At 58.9% G+C, this 26172-nt stretch carries 30 protein-coding genes; 16 read left to right on the top strand and 14 right to left on the bottom strand.

Features of this window, described 5'->3' with window-relative positions; all coding sequences use genetic code 11:
• Positions 1-7 precede the first annotated feature (7 nt).
• Positions 8-2137, top strand: coding sequence for a heterodisulfide reductase-related iron-sulfur binding cluster (locus OOF89_RS05770; RefSeq protein ID WP_266079157.1), 2130 nt, complete (start codon positions 8-10; stop codon positions 2135-2137).
• Between the two features lie 377 nt (positions 2138-2514).
• Complete coding sequence (locus OOF89_RS05765; protein ID WP_266079155.1) at positions 2515-2781, top strand: hypothetical protein; 267 nt, start codon at positions 2515-2517, stop codon at positions 2779-2781.
• A 30-nt stretch (positions 2782-2811) separates the two neighbouring features.
• Here the strand turns inward: OOF89_RS05765 and larB are convergent, their stop codons facing one another.
• Positions 2812-3576 (bottom strand): nickel pincer cofactor biosynthesis protein LarB, encoded by a 765-nt coding sequence (gene larB, locus OOF89_RS05760; protein ID WP_266079153.1) that lies wholly within the window; start codon positions 3574-3576, stop codon positions 2812-2814.
• Between the two features lie 172 nt (positions 3577-3748).
• On the opposite strand from larB, the gene OOF89_RS05755 reads away from it, so the two are divergent.
• Positions 3749-3916 (top strand): DUF1931 family protein, encoded by a 168-nt coding sequence (locus OOF89_RS05755; RefSeq protein ID WP_266079151.1) that lies wholly within the window; start codon positions 3749-3751, stop codon positions 3914-3916.
• Positions 3917-3990: 74 nt separating this feature from the next.
• On the opposite strand, the gene rpiA is transcribed toward OOF89_RS05755, so the two are convergent.
• Positions 3991-4677 (bottom strand): ribose-5-phosphate isomerase RpiA, encoded by a 687-nt coding sequence (rpiA, locus tag OOF89_RS05750; RefSeq protein WP_266079149.1) that lies wholly within the window; start codon positions 4675-4677, stop codon positions 3991-3993.
• Between the two features lie 169 nt (positions 4678-4846).
• On the bottom strand, positions 4847-5062 hold the full coding sequence (locus OOF89_RS05745) for a hypothetical protein (protein ID WP_266079147.1): 216 nt from the start codon (positions 5060-5062) through the stop codon (positions 4847-4849).
• Between the two features lie 129 nt (positions 5063-5191).
• Here OOF89_RS05745 and OOF89_RS05740 point away from each other — a divergent pair, with 129 nt between their 5' ends.
• Positions 5192-6403 carry an ABC transporter permease gene (locus OOF89_RS05740; protein WP_328517184.1) on the top strand — a complete coding sequence of 404 codons (1212 nt, stop codon included), beginning with the start codon at positions 5192-5194 and terminating at the stop codon, positions 6401-6403.
• A 25-nt stretch (positions 6404-6428) separates the two neighbouring features.
• Here the strand turns inward: OOF89_RS05740 and OOF89_RS05735 are convergent, their stop codons facing one another.
• Positions 6429-6764, bottom strand: a complete 336-nt coding sequence (locus OOF89_RS05735; protein WP_266079144.1) for a hypothetical protein — start codon at positions 6762-6764, stop codon at positions 6429-6431.
• Between the two features lie 49 nt (positions 6765-6813).
• Between OOF89_RS05735 and OOF89_RS05730 the strand changes: the two genes are divergently transcribed.
• On the top strand, positions 6814-7083 hold the full coding sequence (locus tag OOF89_RS05730; protein WP_266079142.1) for a DUF7553 family protein: 270 nt from the start codon (positions 6814-6816) through the stop codon (positions 7081-7083).
• 54 nt (positions 7084-7137) lie between these two features.
• Here the strand turns inward: OOF89_RS05730 and OOF89_RS05725 are convergent, their stop codons facing one another.
• The 3 genes from OOF89_RS05725 to OOF89_RS05715 form a co-directional block, all read right to left on the bottom strand.
• Positions 7138-7764: a rubrerythrin family protein gene (locus OOF89_RS05725; protein WP_266079141.1), complete on the bottom strand. Its 627-nt coding sequence runs from the start codon at positions 7762-7764 to the stop codon at positions 7138-7140.
• A gap of 60 nt (positions 7765-7824) precedes the next feature.
• Entirely contained in the window at positions 7825-8040 is a 216-nt protein-coding gene (locus OOF89_RS05720) for a DUF7511 domain-containing protein (protein WP_266079140.1), read from the bottom strand.
• Positions 8041-8270: 230 nt separating this feature from the next.
• Positions 8271-9137: a sulfurtransferase gene (locus OOF89_RS05715; RefSeq protein ID WP_266079138.1), complete on the bottom strand. Its 867-nt coding sequence runs from the start codon at positions 9135-9137 to the stop codon at positions 8271-8273.
• A gap of 242 nt (positions 9138-9379) precedes the next feature.
• Between OOF89_RS05715 and OOF89_RS05710 the strand changes: the two genes are divergently transcribed.
• The 6 genes from OOF89_RS05710 (at position 9380) to OOF89_RS05685 (ending at position 15407) form a co-directional block, all read left to right on the top strand.
• Positions 9380-10192 (top strand): sulfurtransferase, encoded by an 813-nt coding sequence (locus OOF89_RS05710; RefSeq protein WP_266079136.1) that lies wholly within the window; start codon positions 9380-9382, stop codon positions 10190-10192.
• 272 nt (positions 10193-10464) lie between these two features.
• Positions 10465-10923 carry a hypothetical protein gene (locus OOF89_RS05705; protein WP_266079134.1) on the top strand — a complete coding sequence of 153 codons (459 nt, stop codon included), beginning with the start codon at positions 10465-10467 and terminating at the stop codon, positions 10921-10923.
• A gap of 118 nt (positions 10924-11041) precedes the next feature.
• Positions 11042-11434: a hypothetical protein gene (locus tag OOF89_RS05700; protein WP_266079132.1), complete on the top strand. Its 393-nt coding sequence runs from the start codon at positions 11042-11044 to the stop codon at positions 11432-11434.
• A 119-nt stretch (positions 11435-11553) separates the two neighbouring features.
• Positions 11554-12660, top strand: a complete 1107-nt coding sequence (locus OOF89_RS05695) for a thiamine ABC transporter substrate-binding protein (protein ID WP_266079130.1) — start codon at positions 11554-11556, stop codon at positions 12658-12660.
• Entirely contained in the window at positions 12661-14334 is a 1674-nt protein-coding gene (locus OOF89_RS05690; protein ID WP_266079128.1) for an ABC transporter permease, read from the top strand. It begins immediately after the preceding gene.
• 17 nt (positions 14335-14351) lie between these two features.
• A complete protein-coding gene (locus OOF89_RS05685; RefSeq protein ID WP_266079126.1) occupies positions 14352-15407 on the top strand; it encodes an ABC transporter ATP-binding protein in 1056 nt (351 codons plus the stop codon).
• Positions 15408-15452: 45 nt separating this feature from the next.
• On the opposite strand, the gene OOF89_RS05680 is transcribed toward OOF89_RS05685, so the two are convergent.
• Positions 15453-16172, bottom strand: coding sequence for a hypothetical protein (locus tag OOF89_RS05680; RefSeq protein WP_266079125.1), 720 nt, complete (start codon positions 16170-16172; stop codon positions 15453-15455).
• A 224-nt stretch (positions 16173-16396) separates the two neighbouring features.
• On the bottom strand, positions 16397-18730 hold the full coding sequence (locus tag OOF89_RS05675) for an ATP-dependent DNA helicase (RefSeq protein ID WP_407661590.1): 2334 nt from the start codon (positions 18728-18730) through the stop codon (positions 16397-16399).
• Between the two features lie 462 nt (positions 18731-19192).
• Between OOF89_RS05675 and OOF89_RS05670 the strand changes: the two genes are divergently transcribed.
• The 3 genes from OOF89_RS05670 to OOF89_RS05660 all read left to right on the top strand — a co-directional run bounded on the left by OOF89_RS05670 (position 19193) and on the right by OOF89_RS05660 (position 20497).
• Entirely contained in the window at positions 19193-19762 is a 570-nt protein-coding gene (locus tag OOF89_RS05670; protein WP_266079881.1) for a DUF1684 domain-containing protein, read from the top strand.
• Positions 19763-20039: 277 nt separating this feature from the next.
• Positions 20040-20189: a DUF7563 family protein gene (locus OOF89_RS05665; RefSeq protein WP_456071285.1), complete on the top strand. Its 150-nt coding sequence runs from the start codon at positions 20040-20042 to the stop codon at positions 20187-20189.
• 62 nt (positions 20190-20251) lie between these two features.
• On the top strand, positions 20252-20497 hold the full coding sequence (locus OOF89_RS05660) for a GIY-YIG nuclease family protein (protein WP_266079123.1): 246 nt from the start codon (positions 20252-20254) through the stop codon (positions 20495-20497).
• 12 nt (positions 20498-20509) lie between these two features.
• Here the strand turns inward: OOF89_RS05660 and OOF89_RS05655 are convergent, their stop codons facing one another.
• Positions 20510-21094 carry an NADPH-dependent FMN reductase gene (locus OOF89_RS05655; protein ID WP_266079122.1) on the bottom strand — a complete coding sequence of 195 codons (585 nt, stop codon included), beginning with the start codon at positions 21092-21094 and terminating at the stop codon, positions 20510-20512.
• Between the two features lie 230 nt (positions 21095-21324).
• Here OOF89_RS05655 and OOF89_RS05650 point away from each other — a divergent pair, with 230 nt between their 5' ends.
• Positions 21325-22707, top strand: coding sequence for a phosphoglucomutase/phosphomannomutase family protein (locus tag OOF89_RS05650; protein ID WP_266079120.1), 1383 nt, complete (start codon positions 21325-21327; stop codon positions 22705-22707).
• Positions 22708-22886: 179 nt separating this feature from the next.
• Here OOF89_RS05650 and OOF89_RS05645 read toward each other — a convergent pair whose 3' ends face one another.
• The 4 genes from OOF89_RS05645 to OOF89_RS05630 all read right to left on the bottom strand — a co-directional run bounded on the left by OOF89_RS05645 (position 22887) and on the right by OOF89_RS05630 (position 24845).
• Complete coding sequence (locus tag OOF89_RS05645) at positions 22887-23078, bottom strand: hypothetical protein (RefSeq protein WP_266079118.1); 192 nt, start codon at positions 23076-23078, stop codon at positions 22887-22889.
• A 26-nt stretch (positions 23079-23104) separates the two neighbouring features.
• Entirely contained in the window at positions 23105-23497 is a 393-nt protein-coding gene (locus tag OOF89_RS05640) for a GNAT family N-acetyltransferase (RefSeq protein WP_266079116.1), read from the bottom strand.
• Positions 23494-23691 (bottom strand): ubiquitin-like small modifier protein SAMP2, encoded by a 198-nt coding sequence (gene samp2 / locus OOF89_RS05635; RefSeq protein WP_266079114.1) that lies wholly within the window; start codon positions 23689-23691, stop codon positions 23494-23496. The genes OOF89_RS05640 and samp2 overlap by 4 nt, the downstream gene beginning before the upstream one ends.
• A gap of 68 nt (positions 23692-23759) precedes the next feature.
• Entirely contained in the window at positions 23760-24845 is a 1086-nt protein-coding gene (locus tag OOF89_RS05630) for a bactofilin family protein (protein WP_266079112.1), read from the bottom strand.
• Between the two features lie 137 nt (positions 24846-24982).
• Between OOF89_RS05630 and OOF89_RS05625 the strand changes: the two genes are divergently transcribed.
• Complete coding sequence (locus OOF89_RS05625; RefSeq protein WP_266079110.1) at positions 24983-25957, top strand: replication factor C small subunit; 975 nt, start codon at positions 24983-24985, stop codon at positions 25955-25957.
• The last annotated feature ends 215 nt before the right edge of the window (positions 25958-26172 follow it).

The following is a 26172-nucleotide window of genomic DNA, read 5'->3' as shown; positions in this document are numbered from 1 at the left end:
ATAAAACATGCAAATCTTCGCGCTTGCACAGGCGGCGGGCACGACGCGTCCGACGTTCTGGAGGATCGGGCTCGTCGGCGAGGTACTCTTTTATTTCCTCGCCGCGGTCGCCGTTTTCATTTTCCTGTTCGGTGTGTACAACCGCTTCTCGCGGTACACTGACGGGACGGAGGATTGGTTCGAGCGACTCGACGATCTTCCGGGTCGAATCACTCACGCGGCGAAAGTCGTGATATCGAACGAGAAACAGTTCAACCGCGACCTCTACGGTGGGTTGATGCACTCGTTCATCTTGTGGGGTTTTCTGACCCTGCTCATCGGAACGACGATTCTCGCCATCGATATGGATGGCTATCGAAAATTCACCCATTACGTCCTCGGAAACGAGGAATCCTTCTTCGTGGGTAACTTCTACCTCGCCTACTCGCTCGTGATGGATGCAATGGGACTGCTCTTCGTCGTCGGTGTCGGGATGGCGATCTACCGGCGCTACTGGGTTCGAAACGAACGTCTCTGGGGGAAACACACCGGTCGAGAGGACGACCTGTTCATTTGGACGCTGTTCCTGCTCGGGGTCGGCGGTTACATCACCGAAGGGTTCCGAATCCTCGGTACGAGTGCGACTCGAGACGTTTCGTTCGAGACGGTGAGCTTCGTCGGTTGGTTCGTCAAACTAGTCCTCGAATCGGTGGGTGTCACGCCCGCGATGGCGACCGCGTGGTACCCGGTCACGTGGTGGTCACACGCGCTCATCGCGCTCGTCTTCGTCGCAGCGATCCCGTACGCGAAACCGTTCCACATGCTGTCGTCGTTCGCCAACGTCGTCACCCACGACGAGAAGGCTGGCAAGCGACTTCCCGGTGTCCCCTCGGATGCGAGCCCGGACGAAATCGGTGCGAGCAGCATCGACGACTTCTCGTGGCGACAACTGCTCGACCAGGACGCCTGTACGAAATGTGGTCGCTGTTCGTCGGTGTGTCCCGCGAACGCCTCGGGTCGGCCACTCGACCCACGTGACGTGATTCTCGACCTGAAACAGTACCGTGAGAACCTCGACGCCGGTGTCACCGACGAGAAACCGATCATCGCGGACGGCGGCGCGAGCGTCATCGACAGCGAAACGATGGAGTCCTGTATGGCTTGCATGGCCTGTATGGATGCCTGCCCGGTCGATATCGAACACCTCACGTCGTTCACGGACATGAACCGTCGACTCACCGAGTCCGGCCAGATGGACGTGAACGTGCAGGACGCGATGATGAACGTCTTCCAGAACGGAAACGCGTTCGGGGATCCCGAACGTCGTCGTCCGGAGTGGACCGAGGAACTCGACTTCGAGATTCCGGACGCCCGCGACGAGGATGTGGAGTTCCTCTGGTACGTCGGCGACTACCCATCTTACGACGAGCGCAACCGCCGCGTCGCGCGCTCGCTGGCGACCATCCTCCACGAGACGGGTGTCTCCTACGGTATCCTCTACGAGGAAGAGCGAAACGACGGCAACGATGTGCGCCGAGTCGGTGAGGAGGGCCTGTACGAGATGCTGGTCGAGGACAACGTCGCGGCGTTCGAAAAGTGCGACTTCGACAAAATCGTTTGTACCGACCCGCACAGCTACAACACCTTCAAAAACGAGTATCCGGAGATGGCCGAGGAGTTCGACGCGCCGGTGTACCACTACACGCAGGTCGTCGAGGAACTGTTTCAGTCGGACCGGATGGGCCTCTCCGGGAACGAACTCGACTACACCGTCACGTATCACGACCCATGCCATCTCGGGCGCTACAACGACGAGTACGAAGCACCCCGAGAAATCGTCACAGGCACCGGTTGTACGCTGGACGAGATGCCGCGCAACCGTGCCAACTCCTTCTGCTGTGGTGGTGGGGGTGGCGGCCTCTGGATGGACTTCGAGGAGGATTCCAAACCCAGTGAGGAGCGCATTCGGGAGGCACTCGAAGATACCGACGCCAAAAGCGGCGTCGAAAAGTTCGTCGTCGCCTGTCCGATGTGCATGACAATGTACGAAGACGGGCGAAAAACGGGCGGCTATGAGGACGACATCGAAATCGTAGACGTTGCTGAACTGGTGGTCGAAGCGTTGGGCGCGGAAGCGAAGATCAAAGTCTCGAACTGAGTGCTCCGATTTTCCGTCTCGTTTTCGCTCGCCTGTCTTCCCGGCAACCAGCAGGCCGACTACTCGACCGGTTGCGCGACGAGAGTGGGGTTTCAAAGCAACCTCGAAAGCGAACGGTGAAATTGCCGAGTAAAGCTCTGCAGTCGGCCAAACCGGAGTCTGACGAAACCGTGCGCAGTGGTGGCCGTGCGGTTCCGGCTGCCCGTTCGCGCGCGGTACGGTCGTTTTCCCTTAGCAACTGCCCTCTCAGCGTTCCATTCCAATGACCCCTGACTCTCGACCGGAGAATTCAGACCTCCGACGAAATTCGACTACTTCTCCCTCGAAGACCATTGAAAACCTAACAACTATGTGAAGTAGACCCGAGTGTGGGAGCAATGGATTTCCTCCTCGTGGGTTTCGCGGCGTTCAGCTTCGTCGCACAACTTGTCATTCTCTACGGTTGGCACGTCCAAGACAAACCGCTAATCGTTCTCGCCACGTGGGCTGGATACGCGCTGTTCTGGGCGTATCTCGCCGTCACCGAGTTCTTCGGATTGGAGTTCGCCACCATCGGATTGGCGGTCCTCCTCGTGATTTTCCTCCCGCTCACGGCGGTTAGCGCTCGTCGCCAAGGGAGGGACGATAGGACGCGGTCCGCCTGAGTATCAACTTCCGTTTACTTCTTCATCCGTTCACTCCCGCGCCGCATCGACAGCGCGCGCTATCAGACCGGCCTGTGCACCAGCCACGAACCCGGCGTCGATGTTCACTGTCGAGAGGACGGTACATGACTGCAACATCCCCGAAAGTGCAGCCGACCCCTGCCCGGCATGACCGTAGCCGTTCGAGACCGGGAGTCCGATGACGGGGGTGTCCACCAACCCCGCCACGACGGTCGGAAGCGCGCCCTCGCGCCCGGCAGCGACGACGAGCACGTCTGCAGCGCGCAGGGCATCCACCTCGTCTAACACGCGTACGAGCGAGGCGACGCCCACGTCATGGAGTTCCTCGACGGTGGCACCCATCTCCTCGGCGACGACTGCGGCCTCTCCGGCCGGAATCGCGTCGCTCGTGCCCGCGCTGACGATGCCGACCGTGACGTCGAGTTCGGGTCGGTCGAAGCCTACGGCGTGCGCGACAAGCACATCAGCGCGTTCGCGCACGCGGACGTTCGCGTCCGGATGCTCCTCCGCGAGGCGCGCACGGACTGCTTGTATCTGTTCGTCGCTCGCGCGCGTGATCAATGCTCTACCTGCCGTTTCGACTGCAATCGTGGCGAGCGTCGCCACTTCGTCCGGTGTCTTCCCGTCACAGAGAATCGCTTCAGGAACGCCTCTGCGCGTCTCTCGGGCGGCATCGAACCGCCCTGCTTCGGTTGTCGCGTATCCGGATAGCATCGACTCCGCTTCGGAAACAGTTACCTCGCCCTCCGCGACCGCTTCGAGTAATTCCCGCATATGCACCCTTCTGTGCTCCTCCTACTCCCGTTTATCGTCCCATCCCTCTCTACGTTCCTTAACTTAAAAGTTTTGGCCAGGTGGGCAGAGCCGGTCGGATTCTTCTACTCGTGGGGCTTTTCCGTATAATTTGGGAAGCTTTATTAACTGGGCTACGGAACGTCGATGTTGTATGGCAGACCTTATTGTCAAAGCCGCTGTCAAAGAACAGCTCGACGACAAAAACGTTGCATCGGACTTCTACGATGCACTCGACGAGGAAGTCGCTGAGCTTCTCGACGACGCCGCCCGACGCGCCGAAGAGAACGACCGGAAGACGGTCCAGCCGCGCGACCTGTAAAATACGAACCTTCCTTCCATTTATCCGCTGCCGCCCAGCATCTGCTGTCTTCGCAGTCTCCCCGCCAAAACCATCTACAACTCACGAACCTCGACGCCGTCGTCGGTACCGACGTGTATCTCGTCCGCCATCCCGACGAACAGGCCGTGTTCCACCACGCCGGGAATCGAAGCGAGGCCCGTCGCCAGTTCGTCGGGTGACCGAATCTCGCCGAACGCACAATCGAGGACGAGGTTGCCATTATCGGTCACGACTGGGCCGTCTTTGCGCTCTGCTTCGCGGAGCGTGGGACTCCCGCCCAGTTCCCGCACGTCGGCGGCCACCGCCGTCCGTGCTGAAGGGAGTACTTCGACAGGTATCGGGTGACTCAGATATTCGCCCGCCTTGCTCGGGTCCGCGACGACGAGGAACCGACTCGCCGCGTTGTCGACGACCTTCTCGCGGGCGTGGGCTGCTCCACCACCCTTGATGAGGTGTGCCCCGGCGAACTGGTCTGCCCCGTCGATCGCGAGGTCGATGGCCGAAACCGAATCGAGGTCGGTCAACGGAATACCCTCCTCACGAGCCAGTTGACGCGATTGGAACGAGGTCGGAACTCCTCGTACGTCGAGTCCGGCGTCCACTGCGCGCCCGATGGCTCGAATCGCGTGCGCCGTCGTGCTTCCCGTCCCTAGTCCGACGACCATTTCGTCTTCGACTGCCTCGGCAGCGCTCTCGCCCGCGTTTCTCTTCGCCTCGTCGCTTCCGCCGGTCGATTTCATCCTTGGAGTGGGTTTTCGTGTATATCGGAAAAAGGTTTGTGAGGGGAAGGTGTGGATGTGGCTCCGTGGTAAGTCTGCGGCGAGCGAAGCCCGGAGAAAAATTCGAAGATATGCACCACCGCAAAAGGGCGAAACGCTGTCGAAGGCCTCATTCGGAGTCGGCAACTGCTCACCGTCTTTGAAAGTTCCGACCGTAGCAGTTGCCAACACCAGTTCTCGCCACAGTGATCGCCCAAACGCCTCCCCAGTCGATTCCTTTGCTCACTGTCGTTCGCTCGGTCATCCCCCGCGTGACAGTCGGCACGCCTTCGGACGTAGCCTCAGACCCGCCGACGCATGCGCCCTCTCGATTCCGTCGAGCGATAGCAATCGACGGAAACTCCATTTGCGAACCCCACTGTGTCGGCGGTAGGATTTTGGGGTCGTGCTCCGTTCACGTTCGTATGACTGCGGCCCGCACGACGACCGAGAGAGCCGGGGAGCACGACTGATGGACGCGCGCGAGGTATTTCGCATGAGTTGGCGCTCCATCCGCGGCCACAAACTGCGCTCGTCCCTGACGACACTTGGCGTAATAATCGGCGTCGCGGCCGTTATCGCCCTCGCAACGCTGGGTGCAAGCGTACAGGCTTCCATCATTGGCGATGTGGGCGGCGAGGAAGCCCAGCAGATCTACGTTTGGGTCGGACCCGAAGGACAACAGGGTGCGCCCGGCGCGGGCGCACAACCCGTTTTTTCCGACCGAGATATCGACCGGCTTCAAGCCATCGATGGCGTCGAGAGCGTCATCCCGCGCGGGAGTGTTCCGATCTCGGGACTTCGGTACGGCAACGATACCGTGGCCCGGAGCGACGTCGTCGCCATCACTCCCGCGTATTTCGACGGCGCGGAGTTCGAATCCGGAACCGCGTTCAGCAGTGGTGCGAACGAAGTCGTCTTGAACACCGCTGCGGCTACCCAGTTCGATCGGAACGTCTCTGTCGGCGATTCGATTGCTATCCTCCGAGCGAACGGTTCTGCGGTGAACGCCTCCGTTGTCGGTATTTTGAACGGCTCTGCGAGTCGTGGCCCGTTCGAAGGCTTCGCTTCTCAGCCACGGGTTTACACGCCGACAGACCCGTTCTACGAAACGAGCGTCGCCATCGACGGCGAAAACAGACGCGTGTATCCGCTGCTAACGGTTGTGGCGTCCGACCCGGACACGGTCGAACCTGTTCGTGAGGAAATGCTTCGATATCTCGAGTCCGATTCGGATGCCGTTTCGCTCATGCCGACGGACTACAGCTTTTCGGCTCGGACGAACGAAGAACTGCTCCAGCAAGTCCAAGACCTGCTCAACACACTTACTGGCTTCGTGACCGGTATCGCCGTCATCTCGCTTATCGTCGGCTCCATCGGCATCGCCAACATCATGCTCGTGAGCGTCACGGAGCGAACCAAAGAAATCGGCATCATGAAAGCCGTCGGGGCACAGCGCCATGACGTGATTCAACTGTTCCTCGTCGAAGCCGTCATGTTGGGTCTGCTCGGCGCGTTGCTGGGAACGCCGCTCGGCGTCGGAACCGCATATCTCGTCGCGGGTTACATTGATGTGCCGCTTACCTTCCCATTGGAGTGGTTCGCCATCGCGATCGCCGTCGGCGTCCTCGTCGGTGTCGTCGCCGGACTGTACCCCGCGTGGAGCGCGGCTCGTACCGATCCCATCGACGCGCTCCGGTACGAATAAAAAAGCTGGATATTCGAAGCAGTGGTTATTGGTGGTTGTGCCGTTCACTGTAAATCGGATGCGGCCTCCCCGCATTCTGGGTGGATGGGAGTTCTGCCCCCTTGTTGTACGGTGCTACTTGCACGTCCGAGTCAGTTTTCGAATGGAAGGGTTCCAGGGTCTTCGACGACGACCCACCAGTGGTAGTCCGCTTTCGGATGTCTTCGCTCGACGTGGTCCCGGAGTTCTCGTTCCTCGCCGAAATCGCGCCCACAGAGGTTACATCGGTGATGTCGTTTCCGAGCCATAGCGATAGAACGCTTGCGAGCAGGTAAAACACATCGCTCGCGAGTGCAACCGGTCGTCGCGATTTCCCTCCCATATTTGCACTCGCCCATAGCACTATTTCCCTTCTCCCCGTACTCCCAGTCATGCCACGAGAGGAACTAGTGCAGGCGGCGGAGGAACTGAAACACGCCAGCGCGGACGTCTCCGGTGACGTCAAAGACCGACTCGAATCCCAGGCCGAATCGCTTCGTAACCTCGCGGAAGCGGACCACGGCCCCGATCACGGCCGACTCGACCGTATTATGCACTCGCTCTCGGAACTCGAATCCGACGTGGACGACGAGACTGCGAAGCGTATCGAGAGTGCATACGACCACGTCAAAGCCCACCGCGAAACGGTGAGCGGCGTCTGAAACCTCCTTCCTACATCAGGTTCACAACGATCGATTTGACCATCCGAATACCATTTAACAGACTGGTTTCGGATTGACACCCATCGCTTCCAGCGATTCCGTGTACTCTTCGTAGGCAGCGGTAATCGCGCCAGTAGCGGCGTCTTTAGCTTGCTCCCATTCCTCATCGGAATCACAGCGTTCGGCGAGTAGTTCGACCGCGCCGTCCAACTGCGATTCGAGGTCTCCCTTCAAATCGCGGAACACCTGCGCCGACTGGGGGTCCGCCTGTCCGGTGAAAAAGCCGGTCAACTGCGTCTTCGATTTCTCGCTCGCCAGCGTGCGCCCGACGAACCCTCCGAGTCGCGCACGGGTATCGTCTAATCCACGAAGATAATCGTGGAGGGCCGGTACGTCGTCCGGTTCGTGACCCTCCACTTTCGCAGCCACGGTTTCGTAGTGGTCCGCTTCAGTTTCGGCGATGCTGGCGAACAGGTCGCTCGCGCCTTCGTCGGTTTCTTCGTCGGCCCACTGTGAGAACGTCTCTGCGGCCGCGTGCTCGGAAGCGGCGGCGGCACGAAAAACCTCATCGGGTTCCAGTTCGCCTCCGGTTGTAGCGTAGAGCGACTTCGACGAACCGAGTCGGGAGAGGGCGGTTTCGTTTTCTTTGCGGACTGCTTCGACGAACTCGTCTGCATTCATGAGGCACGATACGGATGCGACCCGCTTGTAATCACCGACGCCGGAAAGAAAGAGGGCCGATCAACACATCTCGTCTAGCGCGACGAACGCATCTGCGTCAGCGGTCATCCAGCTGGCCATCCGTTGGAGGCGGGTGGCTTCCGTCGGATAAATCGTACATCGGTTCGGTTTGCCGTCGTACTCGACGACGATGGATGACAACTCGAACGACTGTTGGTCTGTGGCACTCTGTTTCGGCTCGGCCGATTTGTCGATTGTATCGAAACTACCGGTCATTGTGGCCTCATGGAGCGTCCGGACGACGCAACAATATTGAGATTCCTCGCTGTCTCTATAACTCCTGCTAGTATCCCTCTGTATCGATATATATCGTCGTGACATCTCACGATTCCACCGCTGTTTTCATTTTGGAGGTGCCCACTTCGTGGACTGATACCGCTTTAGCACACGCTCGTGACTGCTCCCATCGATAGAAAATACTGATTCGGTATTCGACTGCGTACTGCTCAGTTTCCGCTTCCGGTTTCGATGGGCGCGTCCACGAGGTTGCCCCACTCCGTCCACGACCCGTCGTAGTTGACGACGTTGTCGTAGCCGAGCAGTTCCGACAGCGCGAACCACGCGATCGAGGAGCGCTCGCCGATTCGGCAGTAGGCGACGACCTCCTGGTCGTTCGTCACGCCCTCAGTTTCGTAGAGGTCGCGGAGTTCCTCCGCACTTTTGAAGGTGCCATCTTCGGTGACGGTAGCTGCCCATGAGACGTTCGACGCGCCCGGGATGTGACCGCCACGCTGTGCGGTTTCCTGCAGTCCTGGCGGTGCGAGCACTTCGCCGCTGAATTCCTCCGGCGAGCGAACGTCCACGAGGGGAACGCCGCGGTCGATCGCTTTCTCCACGTCGTCGCGGTAGGCACGAATGCCTTCGAACGGGCCACGGGCGTTGTATTCGACTTCGGAGAACTCCGGTTCTTCGTCCGTCGTTGGATAGCCGTTCTCGATCCAATAGTCGCGTCCGCCGTCGAGGAGGCGTACGTCACGGTGACCGTAGTATTTGAACTGCCAGTAGGTGTACGCCGCGAACCAGTTGGAGTTGTCACCGTAGAGAACCACGGTGGAATCCTCGGTGATACCGTGACTTCCCAGTAGGTCAGCGAAGTCATCCTTTTCGAGGATGTCCCGTTTCGTCTGGTCTTGTAGCTGTGTCTCCCAGTTGAACCCGATTGCGCCAGGGGCGTGGGCGTCGTCGTAGGCTTCCGTGTCCACGTCCACCTCTACGAGACGGTACTCGGGGTCGTCGCTCTCGAACTCGTCCAAATTGTCCTCGACCCAGTCCGCGGTAACGAGCACGTCTTTGGCGTAGTCACTGTTGCTCATGCACGTCTACGTTTCCACGCCCCGATTATATCGTTGTTACTGCCGGAAGGTTCCGCCTTCTGTCGAGTGTTCCGGAGTATTTTGCCGCAAAAATCAGCCAGCTTCGGTGCTCTTCCTCCCCTGCCGACTATCTGAAGGGGATCGGATGGGAAAATGCGGAAACAATTTCCGCAATCTCCGGTAACCTGCCCGATTCGACGTAACCCGGAGGGCTAAGACGCTGGCGTCGGTAGTTCGAGTCGATGCAGCAAAACGTCGTCGTCTCCGCTGACTGGCTCGCAGAGCGACTGGACGATGTTCACATCGTAGACGTACGCGATAGGTGGGAGTACGAGGGGATCGGTCACCTGCCGGGGGCGGTCAACATCCCATTCGAGAAATTTCGCTCCGCCGATGCGAGCGACGCGGGAATGCTCCCCAGCTCCGAACCATGGGCCGACCTGCTCGGAAACGCTGGTATCAGCGAGGACGATACTATCGTGGCGTATGACGACATGCACGGCGTGTTCGCGGCGCGATTCCTCGTCACAGCGGAACTGTACGGCCACGAAACCCTCCACCTGCTCGACGGTGATTTCAGTTCGTGGCAGAAAGCACACGAAACGACGACCAACGCGCCGGACCCAGAAAATGTACCGTACCAAGTACAGGATCCGGCCGACACGCCACTGGTCTCCCGTGAGGAAGTCGAGGCAGCTATCGATGACTCGCACACCGTCCTCGTCGATACCCGCGACCCCGAGGAATTCGCCGAGGGCCATCTGCCGAATGCAATCAACGTCGATTGGCTCGATCTCGTCGACGACGAGACTAGAGGACTTAAATCGCCGGATAAACTCCGTGAAATCCTCGAATCGAACGGCATCACACCTAACAAACGGGTCGTTCTCTACTGCAACACTGCTCGACGAATCAGTCACTCCTACGTCGTCCTCTCACACCTCGGCTACGACGATATCGGGTTTTACGAGGGTAGTCTCACCGAGTGGAATAACGAAGGTGGGGACCTCGAAACGTCGCGCTCGGGAATGAACGATGATCGTTCCCCTCCGTAACGGTTCTTTTACACGTTTCTCGGTAGTCGTTTTTGCGCCTCGGAACGAGTCTGGACGAAACCGCAACACGACGGTGCAGTAGTTTTGATCGTTACCCGCTGGAAACGACTTGAGACGTCTCGGTAACGAACTACACTGGAGGGGACCGGTCCGATGCGGACGATTGCTGGTGTGAACCTAACGAGAATAGTTTTCCATTGGCCAGCGAAACAGTGGAACCCCTTTATCGTAGGCTCCGGCCTATAGCCTGTCACCCCGGGAGGGGGAAAGGGATGACCGAGAAGAAACAACAAGACACAGAAAACGTCGAATCGGAAGAACGACGCTCGTTCATGAAGAAGGGCGCACTCGCGACGGGTGCGCTCGCGCTGGGTCTCGGTAGTGCCGGAACCGCTGCCGCGCAGGACGGAAATTCGGTGCTGGTCTACACGTACGACTACCACCCGAACGTTCCGTTCCGCGTTACCAACAGCCTCGAAGCGTCAACGACCATCAGTTTGCTCGAGCGTCCCGGCGGCGGCGACGTGCCCGAGATCAGCCAGCCTGACGAATACAACGGCTGGGTCATTCGCTACGACCTCGGTGGTCAAGATGCCGCGATCACGACGATCATGTTCTCGCGCAGTGCGAGCCTCAGCAGGGGCGACCGTCGTCGATTCGCCGGTGACGCGACCATCTTCAGCAGCGAACTCAACCTGCTCAGCACGACACTTCGAAGCAGCGGAAACTGAGCGATTCGCTGTTGTGTTGGTTGAAGAACGACGTGATTTCACGTTCATTTTTCGGACAAAAACCGTACGAGTACTGGGATAGTGACCCGTTTCGATATCCGAAACCCGACTGAAAACTATGGACAACGAGATCGAACGAGCACGCGAATCATCCGGAGAATCTAGCCGCCACGTTTTCGCCCGACAGTCGGAAACTGGTGCCTCATCGGGAACTGCATTGCTATTCGCCAGGGACTACTATCCGAACGTCCCGTTTCGCATTCTGGGAAGCCTCCCCGCCATGATAACAGTCAAGATTTTGGATGAGCCACCGGACGGCGTGCAGGTGATCTCTCAACCGGACGATTACAACGGATTCGTTATTAGTTATGGATTTCACGAAACGCCGGTTTACACGTTCATTTTCACGCGCCGGTTCCTCCTCACTGGTGGTCGATTTCGGTTGGGTGGCGACCCTACCTATTTCAGTACGAACCTCAACCTCCTCGAAGTCTCCCTTGTCAGTGTGTAATTCCTTATCCATCCGGACTTCATATCGCAATAGTCGATTCATTCATCGCTAACCCCACCCTTTTTTCGACGATTTGAACATCACGTCCGTTAAGTATCACCGACTATAACCACCGAGTAATGAATCGAAGAACGTTCCTCACGGCGGGAAGTACCGCTCTCGCCGGTCTCGCTGGCTGTCTCGATAGCTCCGGTACGTCGGACTCCGGGACCTCGGGAACGACCGCTAACACGACTGCCCAGACTGAACTGAGTGGCACGCTCAAGGTCGCAACGTATAGCGCGTTCGTGGACGCTCCGAGTTCATCTCCCGGGAAATGGTTGAAAACGGCGTTCGAAAAAGAGTATCCCAAGGCGACGCTCGAATGGCAGACGCCCGAAAACGAGGTCAACTACTTCATCCAACGGCGGGCACAGGGCGTCGATATCGACACCGACGTCTATGTCGGGCTGAACGTCGATCATCTCATCACTATCGACGACAAGCTCGGCGGAAAACAGCTGTTCACCCCCGTCGCCGACTCCTTATCGAACTACGGCCACGTCAAGGATGATTTGAAGTTCGACCCGAAACGGAGAGCAGTTCCGTACGACACCGGTTACATCAGTCTCGTTTACAACGGACACGAAGTCGAGAACCCCGGAACGTTCGACGCATTGACCAAGCCGAAGTTCGAGAGTACCCTCATCACCGAAAACGCTCAGCAGGCGATTACCGGCCGCGCCTTCCTGCTCTGGACGATTTACGAGAAAGGACCGGACGCATATCTCGATTACTGGTCGCAGTTGAAACGAAATGACGTGCAAATCCTCGGGTCGTGGGATGCGGCCTACACCGCCTACTCGAACGGCGAACGACCTATCGTCGTCTCCTATTCCACGGACCAGGTGTACGCCAATCGCTCCGGTGCGGACATGCAAAAGCATCAAATCGGCTTCCTGAACGGACAGGGCTACGCGAATCCCGAAGGAATGGCGAAGTTCGCCAATACGGATACGCCGACGTTAGCGAACGCGTTTCTCGAATTCATGCTCTCGAAGAAGGTTCAGTCGAAGATTCCAACCCTCAACGTCCAATTCCCGGCTACTGACTGGGCCGATCCCGGCAAGGAGTTCGAGAAATATGCGAAAGCACCCGAGAAAGCGATTACCTATTCCTATGACGAGTTAAAAGGCAACGTCGAAGGATGGGTTGACGAATGGGCACGGCAGATCGCAACTAACTGAATGGGTATCTGGCACTGGCTGGAACGACACGCACTCGCACTTCTCGGAGTCGTAACCAGCGCCGTCCTGATCGTCCTCTTTTACTTCCCGGTCGCCATCGTTTTTGCGGATGCCGGTGGTGTCGATGCCTTTTCGGCCGTTCTTACTGATCGGTTCTACGTCAACGAGATCTTCGCCTTTACCGCGTGGCAAGCGTTTCTCTCGACGCTTGCCAGCGTCGCCCTCGGATTGCCTGGCGCATACATTCTCTCGCGCTACGAATTCCCCGGCAGGCGAACGATTCGGTCGCTGACCATCGTTCCGTTCGTCATGCCGTCGATTCTCGTCGCCATCGGCTTCGTCGCGATGTTCGGCCAGCGCGGATTGCTTAACGATCTGCTCGGTGTCGTTGGAGTCGGACCATACTCCCTCCTTTACAATCTGCCCGCCATCATCGTCGCACATGCGTTCTACAATGCGCCACTGGTCGCCCGGATCACGAACGCAGCGTGGGAGAGCGTGGATGCTCGAGAAGTCGAGACTGCCCGCAGCCTCGGCGCAAGCCGTTTTCGGGCGTTTCGAGACGTGCTGATTCCGCAACTTCTCCCGGCGATTTTAACGGGCGCGCTTCTCACGTTCATTTTCACGTTCATGTCGTTCCCAATCGTACTCGCGCTTGGTGGCTTCGAGTTCCAAACCGTCGAGGTGTGGATTTACGCACTGGTTCGTGATCTGGACTATTCGGAGGCTGCGGTCCTTGCAGTTCTCGAAACCTCCCTGTCCTTGGTGTTGACCTATGGCTACCTTCGCTACGAAGCGCGACAAACCGCCGCGACCCGAGCGAATCGTCCGCTCGCTCGAAAACGTGTGTTTTCAGGCGTCGATAGCTCGACAGAATCACTCGAACGTGTGGGCGTGCTGGTCTACTCCGCCGTCGTCATCGTCGTCTTCGTCGGCCCGTTGCTCAGCACCGTCCTCGAAAGCGTGACGGGCCCGAGCGGGTTCACGCTTCGATACTATGAGTTTCTCGTAACGCGACAAATTTCCGGGGCGTCCTTCCAGACGAAACCCGGTGTCGCGGTCCAGAACTCGTTAGTGTTCGGACTGGGCACCCTGCTCGTCGCGCTTCCGATGGGTGTCGTGATTGCAGTGCTTTCTCGAACATGGGATAGCCGTCTGATAGAGGCCGTAGCGATGGCCCCACTCGCAGTCAGCGGGGTAATGGTTGGACTCGGCATGCTTCGCGGACTGGTTTTCGGGGTCCCAGTCGCGGGAACCAGGGTTCAGGTCAGTGGTGCGATCGCCATCGTCGCGGCCCACGCCGTTGCGGCGTATCCGTTCGTCACACGCAACGTCGCCCCGATGTTGTCGGGTATCGATCCCCGAATGGTCGAATCCGCTCGCGCACTCGGTGCGACCCGATTCCGGTCACTTGTGGACATCGAACTCCCGCTAGTTGCTGTTGGACTCGCCGCCGGGGCCGCTTTCGCCTTCGCTATCAGTATCGGCGAGTTCGACTCGACAGTTATTCTTGCCACGGGGAGCAGCAGTTACACGATGCCCGTCGCCGTCGAGCGATACCTCGGAAACCGAACCCTCGGCCCAGCGACCGCGATGGGGACCGTTCTACTCGCGGTCACCGCGGCCAGTTTCATCGTTATCGACCGTCTCGGCGGGAGGTGGGAGAATGGATAGGTCCGTGAGGTGGAAACGTGGTTGACGTTCGTCTCTCCGACGTTCGAAAGGAGTACGACGGCGTGACCGCCCTCAAAGACGTGTCGTTCCATGTCGAGGACGGCGAGTTTTTCACCCTCGTTGGACCGTCCGGATGTGGAAAGACGACCACGCTTCGTGCAATTGCCGGATTCGAGGAACCGACCGCTGGCACGGTGACGTTCGGACCTCGGGAGATGATGGACGTACCGCCGGAAGAACGCGACGTCGGCATCGTCTTCCAGAATTACGCGCTGTTCCCACACATGAGCGTCGCGGAAAACGTCGGCTACGGCCTCCAATTCCGCGACCCGCCCGGAGCGATGACGCGCAATGAGCGCGTTCGATCGCTCCTCGAACTGGTCGATCTGGCCGATTTCGGCGGTCGTGACCCCGACGAATTGTCGGGTGGTCAGCAACAGCGCGTCGCCCTCGCCCGAGCGCTCGCGCCCAGCCCCGACGTACTTCTCCTGGACGAGCCAATGAGCGCCTTGGATGCCCGTCTCCGCGACGACCTCAGAACTCAGGTCTCTCGAATCCAATCCGACCTCGGTATCACGACCATCTATGTCACTCACGATCAGGAGGAGGCGCTGGCGATAAGCGATCGCGTGGCCGTCATACACGACGGTCGCGTCGAACAAGTCGGTCGTCCGGAGGACGTGTATCGCCGTCCGGAATCCCGATTTGTCGCCGAATTCGTCGGCGAGAACAACGTCTTCTCGGGTGAGGCGGTTACACACGAAATAGAGGGGTCGTTGGTCACAGTCGATGACCACGAGTTCCGAATTACGGGTACATCGGATGGCCGCGCAACGTTCTGTGTCCGTCCTGAAGCGCTCCGACTGGGTGGCGGCGAGAACGCATTCTCGGCGACAGTCGAGGCGGTCGAATTCCTCGGTGAAGCGTTTCGCGTGCATCTCGACTGGAATGGTAAACCAGTGACGCTTCGCGTGCCTGAGGCGCCGAAAACCGAGCGAGTTCACGTCGGATTCGCTCCAGAAGATGCACACGTCATCGAGGGTATCGCATCCGAGTTTGCCGAACAGCCGTAACGCCTTCACATCGACGAAAATATTCGAACAATAACCGCAGTTCGCTCAGTTGGTGGTGGTGTCGGTGGTAAACGTCCCATCAGTGGTGTCGGTAAAGCCTCCGTTCGTTGTCTCGGTGGTGAACGTCCCGTCGGTAAAGCCACCATTCGTCGTGTCGGTGGTGAATCGACCGCCATCAGTACCGGTGAAATTCCCGTCGGTCGTTTCGGTCGTAAACTGGCCGTCCCCTCCCCCCGTCGTGAACGTGCCTTCTGTTCCGAAACCGCCCGACCCACCGATGTTGCCTCGCATGCTGTCCGGATGGAACCGACAGCGGTAGCGTCGCATGCGGTCGGTCGCACGGAACGTTATCGACTGTGTTGCCCCCCGTTGAGATGTCTCGTCCGTTTCTCGTATAACGTTCCCCGAGCTTCCGTTTTCTTCACCGAGTATCTGTAACTGATGTCGTGCGCCGTCCAAATTTATCCAGACCAGTCGATACTGTTCGCCCGAGGTCAGTCCTATCGTCGGATTATCGGCGCGCTCGATGACGGCCGGTGCCAGTCCGAGCCACGCATCGGTTCGCCCCCCGAGGATGATTACTCGCTCGCCACCACTCGTCGTTTCGGTTCCCCCGTTCGTGGTCTCCGTGTTGTTCCCTCCGTTCGTTGTATCCGTCGTTTGGTTGCCTTGTGCTAACGCCATCTGCCCAAGTATCCCAACACCTGCTACGCCTCCTGCTGCCTTCAGAAATGCTCGACGCTGCGATTTCGGTGATCCTGTCATTTGGTATTCCTCTGCCCACGAGACGAGTCCTCGCAGTAAAAACGGGTGACACCGTTCTGTTCCGTAACGGGGAATTATGCGTGAGGTATGTCTATTATCAACGCCTCTCCGGTAGAAACAGTCGGCGAATCGTCACACACTGTAGTATCGAAATAGCCTGACTGCAGGACCCCAATTGTGGTTTTCCAGTTAGGGGCACAGTTATTGTCGGGGTTTCACCAATTTCAGTACCGTTGCCAAAATCGGTCTAACCCGAGCGAAAGCATATCAGGACTGACTGGTTGAAACTCCTCACGCTCGGTTTCGGGGAAAAACTCCCTCACGCCGTCCCACGATTCGCGAGCATAGCGACTATCCACCAACACGCGGATACCTGCTTCGTCGGAGCCACGAATCACTCGTCCTAACGCCTGTCGCGCCTTTCTAACGGCGGGAACTGTGAGCGCGTAGGTGAATCCGTCGCCGAACTTTCGCTCGTATGCGGTTCGTACCGCTCGAGTTCGCGGGCTTGCGGTGTTGATGATCGGAACTCCACAGACGACTGCGGCTTTGAGTCGGTCGCCGCGATAATCGACGCCTTCGGTAAGCGTTCCACGAAGGCTCGTAACCAACACTTTGGCCTCACCGCCGAAAAACTCGTCTTTCAAATCCTCCGTCGCGTCGTCCGCACTGCTCTCGTCCAATAGAACGGGCTTCTCGACCACTGTTCGGAGGTGTTCTGCTGCCCACGTCGCTTCGGCGTAGTTCGGCATCCCGACGAGGACGTTTCCGGGCGACCGTGCCACGTCCCGAATCGCATCAGCGTACACTTGCCGCTCTCTCGTTTCGTCGCCCGGCGCACCGCGATTGTTGTACGTGAATTTCGGTGCATCAACCGCGAAACTCTCGCGGTTCGACTCGGGAAAGTTCAAGCCGTAGGTTCGTTCCACCACAGGTCGGCCATCGTTTTCGAGATGGACCAACCCGGACACCTCCTGAAAGATTTCGAGCGGTTCGAGCGTTGCACTCATCAGAATTCCACCGCCGAACTCACCGAGCTGTTCGCCGATCGCATCACTCGGGACGCAGTTCTGCATGGCGAGTTGTGCGTTGTATGCTCGTCGCCACGAATCGTCGGGTTCACGGTCGTTCCACGTCCGTTCGAGGACGATTTCACGGAAATACTCCTCGTGGTCGTTGCGATACCATTCGCCGAGTGCCCTGCCTGCCGGGAGAGCATTCCGCTCCCTGTCTTCCTCTTCTGCCTCGTTGAGGATTTTGGCGACGACAGCACCGACTTTCTCCGCACGTGCCCACGTCCCATCGTCGTAGCCCTCCGTTTCGGCCCATTTCGAAATTTCGTCAGGTTGCGGGACGGTCGGGTCACGAAGCGGGATTTCCGCATCCTGCAGGTCGGTGAGGTTCGCTTTCCAACCTCGGTGCTCGCGTTCGAGATGCTCCGTCACCCGCCGGTCGAGTTCGTCGCGCAGGTCGCGGATGAAATCCCGCGTGGTTTCCAGTTCGCGGAGCGTGATGCCCGCGTCTTCGAGTTCGGAACGAACGAGGCCAGCATCGGCCGTCGTATGTTTCGAATCCCTGTCGTCGAATTTCACGGGTTGGATGACACGGGTGAGTTCGGACTCCGCATCGCGTAGGGTCTTGTCGCCGACGGATTGGCTCACGAGGTCGCGGACCCGCGGTTCCAACATGTGTGCTTCGTCGCAGACGAGGAACGTGGATTCGTCGACGAGCGCGCCCGTGAACGTCGCTGTAGTCACCTGGTCGAAGGCGTGGTAGTAGTTTCCGACGACGACTTCGACGTGGTTCAACAGCGCGCCCATCATCGAATGCGGGCAGGTACCCCACTGAACCGACTGTGCCACGAGGTCGTCGGGTTCGATGAGGCCCATACTGTCGAAGTCGAAGGGAACGGCTTCGATAGGGTCGCCGTCTTCGGGCATGTCCTCCAAAAACTGAGCGTAGAAGGGACAGTACTCTACGTCGCTGTACTCGGGCATTTCGCGTGGATAGGGCGACGGCTCGCCCGCCGTTTCGAGGTAGGTTGCACCTCCCGATTGACTGCCGCTGTCGGCCAGCCCCATCTGCTGGCTTCTGGCTTGGGAGGCAAGGTTTTGGGCGGTCGTGGCACCGCTTTCGCCGGTGATATCCCGCGTTCGCTCTCGAAGCCCTTCACAGCGGTCGTAGACGGTGGAATCGTCGATACCACCCGCGTTTTCGCGGTTGTAGGGACAGACGTCGGCTTTTCCGACCAGAGTGAGCGCGGAAATCGGATTCCAGTCGTTGGGGAGGTTCGAATTTATCGTCTTCAGGTCGGTTTCGAACTGACGCAGTTGCTGTTTTACGCTCGTCAGGACGAACACGCGCTCGTACCTGCTGTCGGGGTCGCGAACGAGGTGCAGACCGGCTGTCAGCGCCAGCATGGTCTTGCCAGTACCACACGCCCCCTCGATGACGGAAAAGCCATCGTCGCGGGCGGTATCGATGGCTGTCTCGATGCCATTCTCCTGCTCCTCGTAGGGTTCGTCGTGACCGAATATGGTCCGCCAGTCCGCCATCATTGTTGTTCTGTTTGCCCCGTGCTTAGGGTTGTTGAACTGGAATGGTTCCGTCTCGGTATTTAAAGTTGAGGACGTGATGGAAGTGGTTCTCCCGACGCGCATCGGCACAGTGCTGAGGCGACTGCCGAAGTCCTGCGCTGACAGCAAGCGAGGCCTTCCCGAACGAAGAGAGGGATAGCTTGTCAGCGCACGCTCTACCGGCGGATGACCGAAACGAGTGGTCGCGAGCGGAGGGTGTCGGTTGGGTAGGTTCGTGGCTGATACGGTGCTGTACCGGTTTGCGGTATGATCGGCATCGGCACCAACCGGCACCCCGAAAGAAACATCGCGTCTCTCGCATCTTCACAACAGTATCCAGGGCCAACGACGGACTTGAGCCTCTACACGGACGCTGTTCATCACATGCCAGCATTTGCAGCCGACGACGCAGTTTTTACGCCTCTCGAACCCGAAGGTCAGTTCATGACCGAGGCACCCGACCTGGACGAAATCAGTGAAGACGAGTGGCGTGAAGAACTTCAGAACACCCGGCAGGAAAAAGACGACTTCTTCGACGAACATCCACAATCACCGATTCCACCGGAAAAACGCGACGACTTCGACGGCTTGTCGTATTTCGACCCGACCCCGAAGTATCAAGTAACGGCGACGGTCGAAGTCCACGACGACCCGGACCCCATCGATCTCGAAATGACTGCCGCAAACCCACAGCGATATTTGCGGACGATGACGCTTCGTTTCTCGGTGAATAACGAGGAGCAGTCGCTCGCAGTGTACCAACAAGAGGGCCAAGCGTCCCTGTTCGTTCCCTTCCGCGACAAGACAACCGGCCAGCAGAGCTACGAAAACGGGCGCTATCTCGAACTACATCCCGACCGCGAATTGACCGACGGCGACGAAATCACGCTGGATTTCAACCTCGCCTACTCGCCGTTCTGTGCCTTTAGCGAGGCGTTTGCGTGTCCCCTCCCTCCTGAAGAAAACTGGCTCGATGTCGCGATCCGCGCCGGTGAGCGGACCTTGGACGAATAACCATCGATCGTCGGTATCGCGATCCGTCGTCGGCATCGGTACTTCCGTTCTCCACGTGCCTCGGTTTCCACCGGAAGGGAAGGGAATAGACCTCGTGTTTTGTGATTGTAGAACTTTATCTCGCCATTCACTACTGAACGGTGCTGTCGGAATACTCTTTTCTAAGTCTGGAAAATGAATTTTCTGGATTTGCGAATTTGGGTGAGAATTTGGAAAGGATATTTAGGGACTCACATCCAAGCAGTGAATGCCGATGGTCAAGCCGTCGGCTGACAGCATGCCAAACTGCGACCATTGCAACGCGCACGTCTCCGAACGATTTGCGCGCGTCTTCGCTGACGAGCACGGAAACATCCGTGCATGTCCTGCCTGCTCGGCCAATGCCGGAATCGCCGAAGTGGCGCGACAGCGTGCGCAAAAAGTATAGCCCACTGTGGCGAACGGGCGGAATCGACAGGAACAAAACGAACCACGCGAAGCCTGTCAGGTGTGACAAACCACTGGGTTTACGTTGTCGAATGCTGTGACGGAACTTTTTACACCGGGTATACGACTGACGTGTCGCGCCGCGTCGCCGAACACAACGCTGGCGACGGTGCGAAGTACACCCGTGGCAGAACGCCCGTCGAACTCGTTCACTCCGAACGGTTCGATTCGAAATCGACCGCTCTGTCCCGCGAATACGAAATCAAACAGTTCAGTCGCATGCGAAAAGAACGGCTTATTGATCGGTAGCTCCGTGTAGATTCAGTCGTCCGCAGTCGCCTCCTCTTCGTCGGCTTCCGCCGACGTCACATCCGGCGTGATGAACGCGTATTTTGCGGCCTGTTTTCCGAGCTTTCGGGTTCGCTCCTCCAGATCCCCGTCCACGAACTCACCGTCTTCGAACTGCTCGTAGGCGTTTCGAATGCCGACTTGATGGGGGAGTACCCAGCCGTGAACCCCGCGTACAGTGATTCGCATGTGATCTAACGTGCTCGCGTACGACCCGCCACCGGCCACTGCGAGGAGGCCAACCGTCGTGTCCTCGAACTCGTCGAAACTACAGTAGTCGTGGACGTTCCGAAACGCCGAGGTGTACGACCCGTGATAGACGGGGCTGCCGAGAATGACCGAGTCGGCCTCACGAATGATGCGTTTGATTTCGACTGCGTCTTCCGGTTCTTCCTCATCCGGGTCGAAGATAGGGAGGTCGTACTTCCGAACGTCGATGAGTTCGGTTTCGGCGCCTGCTTCCTCTGCGGCGTCTAGTACGTGTTTCAAAGCAGTTCGCGTGTGACTTCCATCGCGCATGCTTCCGCAGACTGCGACGACTTTCGGTGTTGCTTGCATTATTTCCTACTCAGGGGTGCGAACGTTTAACCTGTCCGCTCTGGTTGTCATGGACCGGTTTCGATCGTTTCCTTTTCCCCCGTTTCCCACTCGACTTTTCCATCCCATATCCACTCCTCACACCGACAGGAAAAACGATTACCGGCGGACGATTTTTGTAACGATACTGCCAAATGTGTGTGACAGTGACTCGCGGTGGTTTTTTCGACCGGGGGGATGTCGAACGACATATGGAGACGCCGATTTCGTTCGGAACAGACGGCTGGCGGGCGACGCTTGACGAGTTCACCTCGCCGCGCGTACAGATCGTCGGACAAGCGGTTGCCGACTACCTCCGCGAGGTCGAAGACCAAGCGGGTGAAACCGTCGCGGTTAGCTACGATGCCCGGGAAACGTCGCGCGGGTTCGCCGAAGACCTCTGCCGAGTCCTCGCGGCAAACGGCTTCGACGTGCTCATCCCCGAGCGAGACACGCCGACCCCGATTCTCGCGTGGACCCTTACGGACCGCGACCTCGCGGGTGGATTGATGATCACTGCGAGCCACAACCCACCGGAGTACAACGGCGTAAAATTCATTCCGGCGGACGGCGCACCCGCCCTCCCCGAAGTGACCGACGAAATCATGTCCCGACTCGCGGAACCGGACCCACTTCCGGAGGACGAACACGGAACCGTCCACGAGGAGGATTTCGTCGCACCCTACGAAGAGCACGTCTTCGACCTCGTTGAGACCGACCTGTCCGACCTTTCGGTCGTCTACGATGCCATGTACGGCAGCGGTCGTGGCATCACCGACAAACTCCTCGAAGATGCAGGCGCAAGCGTCGAACGGCTTCATTGCGAACAGGATGCCGAGTTCGGCGGAACGTCGCCGGAACCGAACCCGGACCATCTTCAGGAACTCGTCTCGACGGTCGAGGACGGCGACGCGAACCTCGGAATCGCTAACGACGGGGACGCCGACAGACTCGCCATCGTGACGCCGGAACGCGGTTATCTGGAGGAAAACCTCTTTTTCGCGGCGCTGTACGACTATCTCCTCGAAACGGACTCGGGTCCGGCGATTCGAACCGTCTCGACGACCTTCCTCATCGACCGCATCGCAGAGGCCCACGGCGAGGAAGTTCACGAAACCCCCGTCGGATTCAAATGGGTCGCACAGGCGATGGATGAGTACGACGCCCTCGTTGGCGGCGAGGAGAGCGGTGGCTTCACGATTCGTGGTCACGTTCGCGAAAAAGACGGTGTTTTGATGGCCTTGTTCGCCGCCGCAATCGCTGAAGAACGCCCCTTCGACGACCGTGTCGATGATCTCCTCGCCGAATTCGGCGAGATTCATCAGAACAAAATCAGCCTCAACTGTCCAGACAGCGAGAAACAGCGCGTCCTTTCGGACCTCGAAGCCGAACTCCCCGAGGAAGTCGCTGGCACGGCCGTCGAAGACGTCGTCACGAAGGATGGATTCAAAATTCTGCTCGGCGACGGGTCATGGTTGCTCGTTCGACCGAGCGGTACCGAACCCAAAATGCGTGTCTACGCCGAAGGTGACAGCGAAAAACGCGTCAGTGAACTGCTCGCTGCGGGGAAGAAGCTGGTCGAACCGCTGATTTAACGCGCTGAGCGGGGGCCGATGGCCGGTTTCGACAGTTACCGTTGTTGCTTTTTCCCGTTTACGAAGCGGTTTCAGACCACGGACACATTCGCTATCGAAACGAATTACGTCGCAGTCGCCAGCAAGGCGGCCAACGGGAGATGATCCTTCGTCGGTCACACCGGTGTCGAAAATCCGGTTCACCCGAACGACAACACGTCACCGGGATTCAGGTAGTAGAATGCCGCGAGTCCCACGCCGAAGGCGACGGTAAACAGTCCGAGGAGGTCACTTGCCGACGTGTCGAACCCGTCCTGAAATACGTACGCCGCCATTACCACCGCGAACGCGACCCAGATGAGCGCGCGACGACGACGCTTGGTCTCGTCCATACGGCATCGTTCGTGAACTCGACGTATCAGTATTCACGTTCGAGGGTTCCCCAAAAACGATCATCGCTCCCTTCCTCGGCCGGTTCGATGTCGAATCCCAGCGATTCGTAAAACGGTCGAACGTTCGGGTCGAACTCGGCAGTCAGTCCGCCGTAGCGTTCCCGCGCCGTTCCGACCAATGCGCTTCCGATTCCCCGTGCTCGCCGAGCGCGTCGGACTGCGATTGCCTCGATGTGCATGTTGGCGTCGCACGGTTCCAGCACCGCCGCACCGAGGATCCTGCCGTCGTCTTCGGCGACGAGGACGTCCCCGTTTTCGATTCGCTCGCGGACTTCTCCCGCGTCGGTTTCCAGCATCGCCCCGTCCACGATTCGCATGACGGAACAGTGCTCGTCGGCGGTTGCTGGGCGGACGGTCATCCGCCCTTGATGAGCCGGAGAACTTTCACGTGCGCTGCCTCGACGGGTTGGTCTTCCGGCACGGGCCGCCCATCGACCATCACCGACACCTCGTGCGGGCTCAGGCCGACTTCGGACAGCAAGTCGGCGTAGGTTTCGTCGTCCACGTCGAACTCGTGGGTGTCCTCGCCGACAACCTCGACGGTCACGTTCATGGCACTTTCTTGCCGGTCTCGTGCCTTCAGCGTGTCGGGGTTCGGCGGACGGAGTGTGTAGTTCGAAGTTACGTGGTGGATGGTTCGTCGTCTGCACCTGTCTCGACCGTTTCCGCATACTCGGGCGTGATTCGTCGGCCTCGATAGCGTGCACGCACCGCCATCGCGAGTGCACCGAGACCGAGCAGGAGAACGACGAACTGGATGAGTCCGCCGAGAATCGGGATTTGGTTCACTAGCGCGACGACGAGGAGACCGACGAGGAGTGCGAGCCAGCGGTTCGCCTCGTCGGCTAACGACAACAGCCAGACGCCAAGCGTGAACGAACCGTATACCGTTCCGACCCAGAGGAGGATAACGAACAGGAACGCTCCGAGAATCGAGATGGGGATTCCGATGATGGTAATGGCGAAAACGACGAGCACGATCGGCACCAGAATGAGCAAGAGGAGACCGACACCTGCCGAAAGCAGGGGGGTGCTTCGCGCTCGCTCCGCAACGCCATCGGAAAAGGTCGGGAACACCGCCAGCAGGACGGCACCCAAGAGGAGGTTCACGAAAAAGCCGTACAGCGTCCCGATCCAGTTCGGCACGCGCGGGACAGGTGCCGGGCCGACGTTGGCCATGGATTCGTCCTGTCGAACCGTTCCCTCGATGCTCGCGCCCGGCACACGCTCGAACGTTTCCGCGTCGTACACGAGATTTCCGCCGATACTAGCCGTCCCGGCGACTTCTAGCGTTTCGCTGGTGATTTGGACATCCCCCCCGACGGTTCCCGCCAGTAAACTGTAACCCGCACCTCCTTCGAGCATTCCCCTAATCGTGCCAGTCCGTGCGAGGACGAAATTCCCGCCGCCGGTTTCGACGTTTCCGCCGATGGCCCCTTCGATGCGGACGTTTCCGGCGAGGGCAGACACGTTTCCGCCCACCGTGCCGGTTCGGGCGACGAGGACGTTCCCGGCGAACGCGGTTAGGTCGCCGTTTATCGTTCCGCGGACCACGACACTCCCGGCGGTTGCGGTAAGGTCGCCGTTGACCGTCTCACCCCGTTCGATAACCACGATGCCACCTGTTCTCGTTTGTTCCGCCGTCGCCGTCGCGGGGAAGGTGGCGAGGAGCAAGACGACCACGATGAGTGTCGTTTTAGCGCGCATGGCGGATGGTCGCTATCCGGTAGCAAAGTAATTGAGTCGTTGTCTGCCGGAATCATGGATTGTCCTCGGAGAATCGGTGAACTAACTCGGCGCGGAGTCTCGGGGACTTTAAGAACAACAGGTACCTTTGCTGGAACATGAGCGAGGCCGACGAGGAAACCGTTCCCGGGCGCGGCACTATCTGGGTCGAAAAGTACCGGCCACAGACCTTGGACGAGGTCGCGGGGCACGACGATATCACGGCGCGGTTGCAAAGCTACATCGAAAAAAACGACCTGCCGAACCTGTTGTTTTCGGGGCAGGCCGGTATCGGGAAGACGACCAGCGCGGTCGCCATCGCCAAGGAACTGTACGGCGATAGCTGGCAGACGCACTTCCTCGAACTGAACGCCTCCGACGAACGCGGTATCGACGTGGTGCGCGACCAAATCAAGAACTTCGCCCGCCACGACCCCGGCGCAGTGGATTTCCAAATTATCTTTCTGGACGAGGCGGACTCCCTGACGAACGACGCGCAGGCCGCCCTCCGTCGGACGATGGAGCAGTTCTCCGACAAAACACGCTTTATCATGTCGTGTAACTACTCCTCGAAAATCATCGACCCCATTCAGTCCCGGTGTGCGGTGTTCCGGTTCGGTCCGATTCCGGACGAGGCAGTCGCGGAGCGAATCCGCTACATCGCCGACGAAGAGGGTATCGAGACGACCGCGGACGGTATCGACGCGCTCGTGTACGCCGCGGACGGCGACATGCGAAAAGCCATCAACGCCCTCCAAGCCGCCGCGGTTATGGGCGAAACGGTGGACGAGGAGAGCGTCTTCGTCATCACCAGCACGGCCCGTCCCGAAGACATCAAGGAGATGGTGAAGGACGCCCTCGCCGGGGACTTCACCCGTGCGCGTTCGAAACTGGACGAACTGGTCACCGAACGTGGAATGGCTGGCGGTGACATCATCGACCAACTCCATCGTTCCGTCTGGGAGTTCGGCTTGGACGACGCCGACGCGGTTCGCGTCCTCGAACGAGTCGGTGAGGCAGACTTCCGGATCACTGAGGGTGCGAACGAACGCGTGCAACTCGAAGCGATGCTGGCCTCGTTAGCGCTGAACTGACGCCGTTTCGCTGCCGAACTTTCTCACCCCGCTGCACTCGCCGCTTGCGACGAAACGATCCCTACTCCGATTACACGATCCCGACTTCGATACAGTGTAGGCGCGCGCTAACTACCGAATTGGGAATCGTTCACGCCAGCAACGGAAAATTAGCCGAAAAACGGTGTGCGGGATTGACCCTTCGAGATGACGAGAGCGATGTCATGGGACAGTAT

Origin of the sequence: Haladaptatus caseinilyticus, assembly GCF_026248685.1 — an archaeon.
GTDB lineage: Archaea > Halobacteriota > Halobacteria > Halobacteriales > Haladaptataceae > Haladaptatus > Haladaptatus caseinilyticus.
This window is presented reverse-complemented; position numbering and strand designations above follow the sequence as displayed.

What these genes read in the sequence shown, in the direction of transcription:
- OOF89_RS05770 (WP_266079157.1), top strand. Translation starts at nt 8, where the DNA reads ATGCAAATCTTCGCGCTTGCACAGGCGGCGGGCACGACGCGTCCGACG.
- OOF89_RS05765 (WP_266079155.1), top strand. Translation starts at nt 2,515, where the DNA reads ATGGATTTCCTCCTCGTGGGTTTCGCGGCGTTCAGCTTCGTCGCACAA.
- larB (WP_266079153.1), bottom strand. Translation starts at nt 3,576, where the DNA reads ATGCGGGAATTACTCGAAGCGGTCGCGGAGGGCGAGGTAACTGTTTCC.
- OOF89_RS05755 (WP_266079151.1), top strand. Translation starts at nt 3,749, where the DNA reads ATGGCAGACCTTATTGTCAAAGCCGCTGTCAAAGAACAGCTCGACGAC.
- rpiA (WP_266079149.1), bottom strand. Translation starts at nt 4,677, where the DNA reads ATGAAATCGACCGGCGGAAGCGACGAGGCGAAGAGAAACGCGGGCGAG.
- OOF89_RS05745 (WP_266079147.1), bottom strand. Translation starts at nt 5,062, where the DNA reads ATGGAGTTTCCGTCGATTGCTATCGCTCGACGGAATCGAGAGGGCGCA.
- OOF89_RS05740 (WP_328517184.1), top strand. Translation starts at nt 5,192, where the DNA reads ATGAGTTGGCGCTCCATCCGCGGCCACAAACTGCGCTCGTCCCTGACG.
- OOF89_RS05735 (WP_266079144.1), bottom strand. Translation starts at nt 6,764, where the DNA reads ATGGGAGGGAAATCGCGACGACCGGTTGCACTCGCGAGCGATGTGTTT.
- OOF89_RS05730 (WP_266079142.1), top strand. Translation starts at nt 6,814, where the DNA reads ATGCCACGAGAGGAACTAGTGCAGGCGGCGGAGGAACTGAAACACGCC.
- OOF89_RS05725 (WP_266079141.1), bottom strand. Translation starts at nt 7,764, where the DNA reads ATGAATGCAGACGAGTTCGTCGAAGCAGTCCGCAAAGAAAACGAAACC.
- OOF89_RS05720 (WP_266079140.1), bottom strand. Translation starts at nt 8,040, where the DNA reads ATGACCGGTAGTTTCGATACAATCGACAAATCGGCCGAGCCGAAACAG.
- OOF89_RS05715 (WP_266079138.1), bottom strand. Translation starts at nt 9,137, where the DNA reads ATGAGCAACAGTGACTACGCCAAAGACGTGCTCGTTACCGCGGACTGG.
- OOF89_RS05710 (WP_266079136.1), top strand. Translation starts at nt 9,380, where the DNA reads ATGCAGCAAAACGTCGTCGTCTCCGCTGACTGGCTCGCAGAGCGACTG.
- OOF89_RS05705 (WP_266079134.1), top strand. Translation starts at nt 10,465, where the DNA reads ATGACCGAGAAGAAACAACAAGACACAGAAAACGTCGAATCGGAAGAA.
- OOF89_RS05700 (WP_266079132.1), top strand. Translation starts at nt 11,042, where the DNA reads ATGGACAACGAGATCGAACGAGCACGCGAATCATCCGGAGAATCTAGC.
- OOF89_RS05695 (WP_266079130.1), top strand. Translation starts at nt 11,554, where the DNA reads ATGAATCGAAGAACGTTCCTCACGGCGGGAAGTACCGCTCTCGCCGGT.
- OOF89_RS05690 (WP_266079128.1), top strand. Translation starts at nt 12,661, where the DNA reads ATGGGTATCTGGCACTGGCTGGAACGACACGCACTCGCACTTCTCGGA.
- OOF89_RS05680 (WP_266079125.1), bottom strand. Translation starts at nt 16,172, where the DNA reads ATGACAGGATCACCGAAATCGCAGCGTCGAGCATTTCTGAAGGCAGCA.
- OOF89_RS05675 (WP_407661590.1), bottom strand. Translation starts at nt 18,730, where the DNA reads ATGATGGCGGACTGGCGGACCATATTCGGTCACGACGAACCCTACGAG.
- OOF89_RS05670 (WP_266079881.1), top strand. Translation starts at nt 19,193, where the DNA reads ATGACCGAGGCACCCGACCTGGACGAAATCAGTGAAGACGAGTGGCGT.
- OOF89_RS05665 (WP_456071285.1), top strand. Translation starts at nt 20,040, where the DNA reads ATGCCAAACTGCGACCATTGCAACGCGCACGTCTCCGAACGATTTGCG.
- OOF89_RS05655 (WP_266079122.1), bottom strand. Translation starts at nt 21,094, where the DNA reads ATGCAAGCAACACCGAAAGTCGTCGCAGTCTGCGGAAGCATGCGCGAT.
- OOF89_RS05650 (WP_266079120.1), top strand. Translation starts at nt 21,325, where the DNA reads ATGGAGACGCCGATTTCGTTCGGAACAGACGGCTGGCGGGCGACGCTT.
- OOF89_RS05645 (WP_266079118.1), bottom strand. Translation starts at nt 23,078, where the DNA reads ATGGACGAGACCAAGCGTCGTCGTCGCGCGCTCATCTGGGTCGCGTTC.
- OOF89_RS05640 (WP_266079116.1), bottom strand. Translation starts at nt 23,497, where the DNA reads ATGACCGTCCGCCCAGCAACCGCCGACGAGCACTGTTCCGTCATGCGA.
- samp2 (WP_266079114.1), bottom strand. Translation starts at nt 23,691, where the DNA reads ATGAACGTGACCGTCGAGGTTGTCGGCGAGGACACCCACGAGTTCGAC.
- OOF89_RS05630 (WP_266079112.1), bottom strand. Translation starts at nt 24,845, where the DNA reads ATGCGCGCTAAAACGACACTCATCGTGGTCGTCTTGCTCCTCGCCACC.
- OOF89_RS05625 (WP_266079110.1), top strand. Translation starts at nt 24,983, where the DNA reads ATGAGCGAGGCCGACGAGGAAACCGTTCCCGGGCGCGGCACTATCTGG.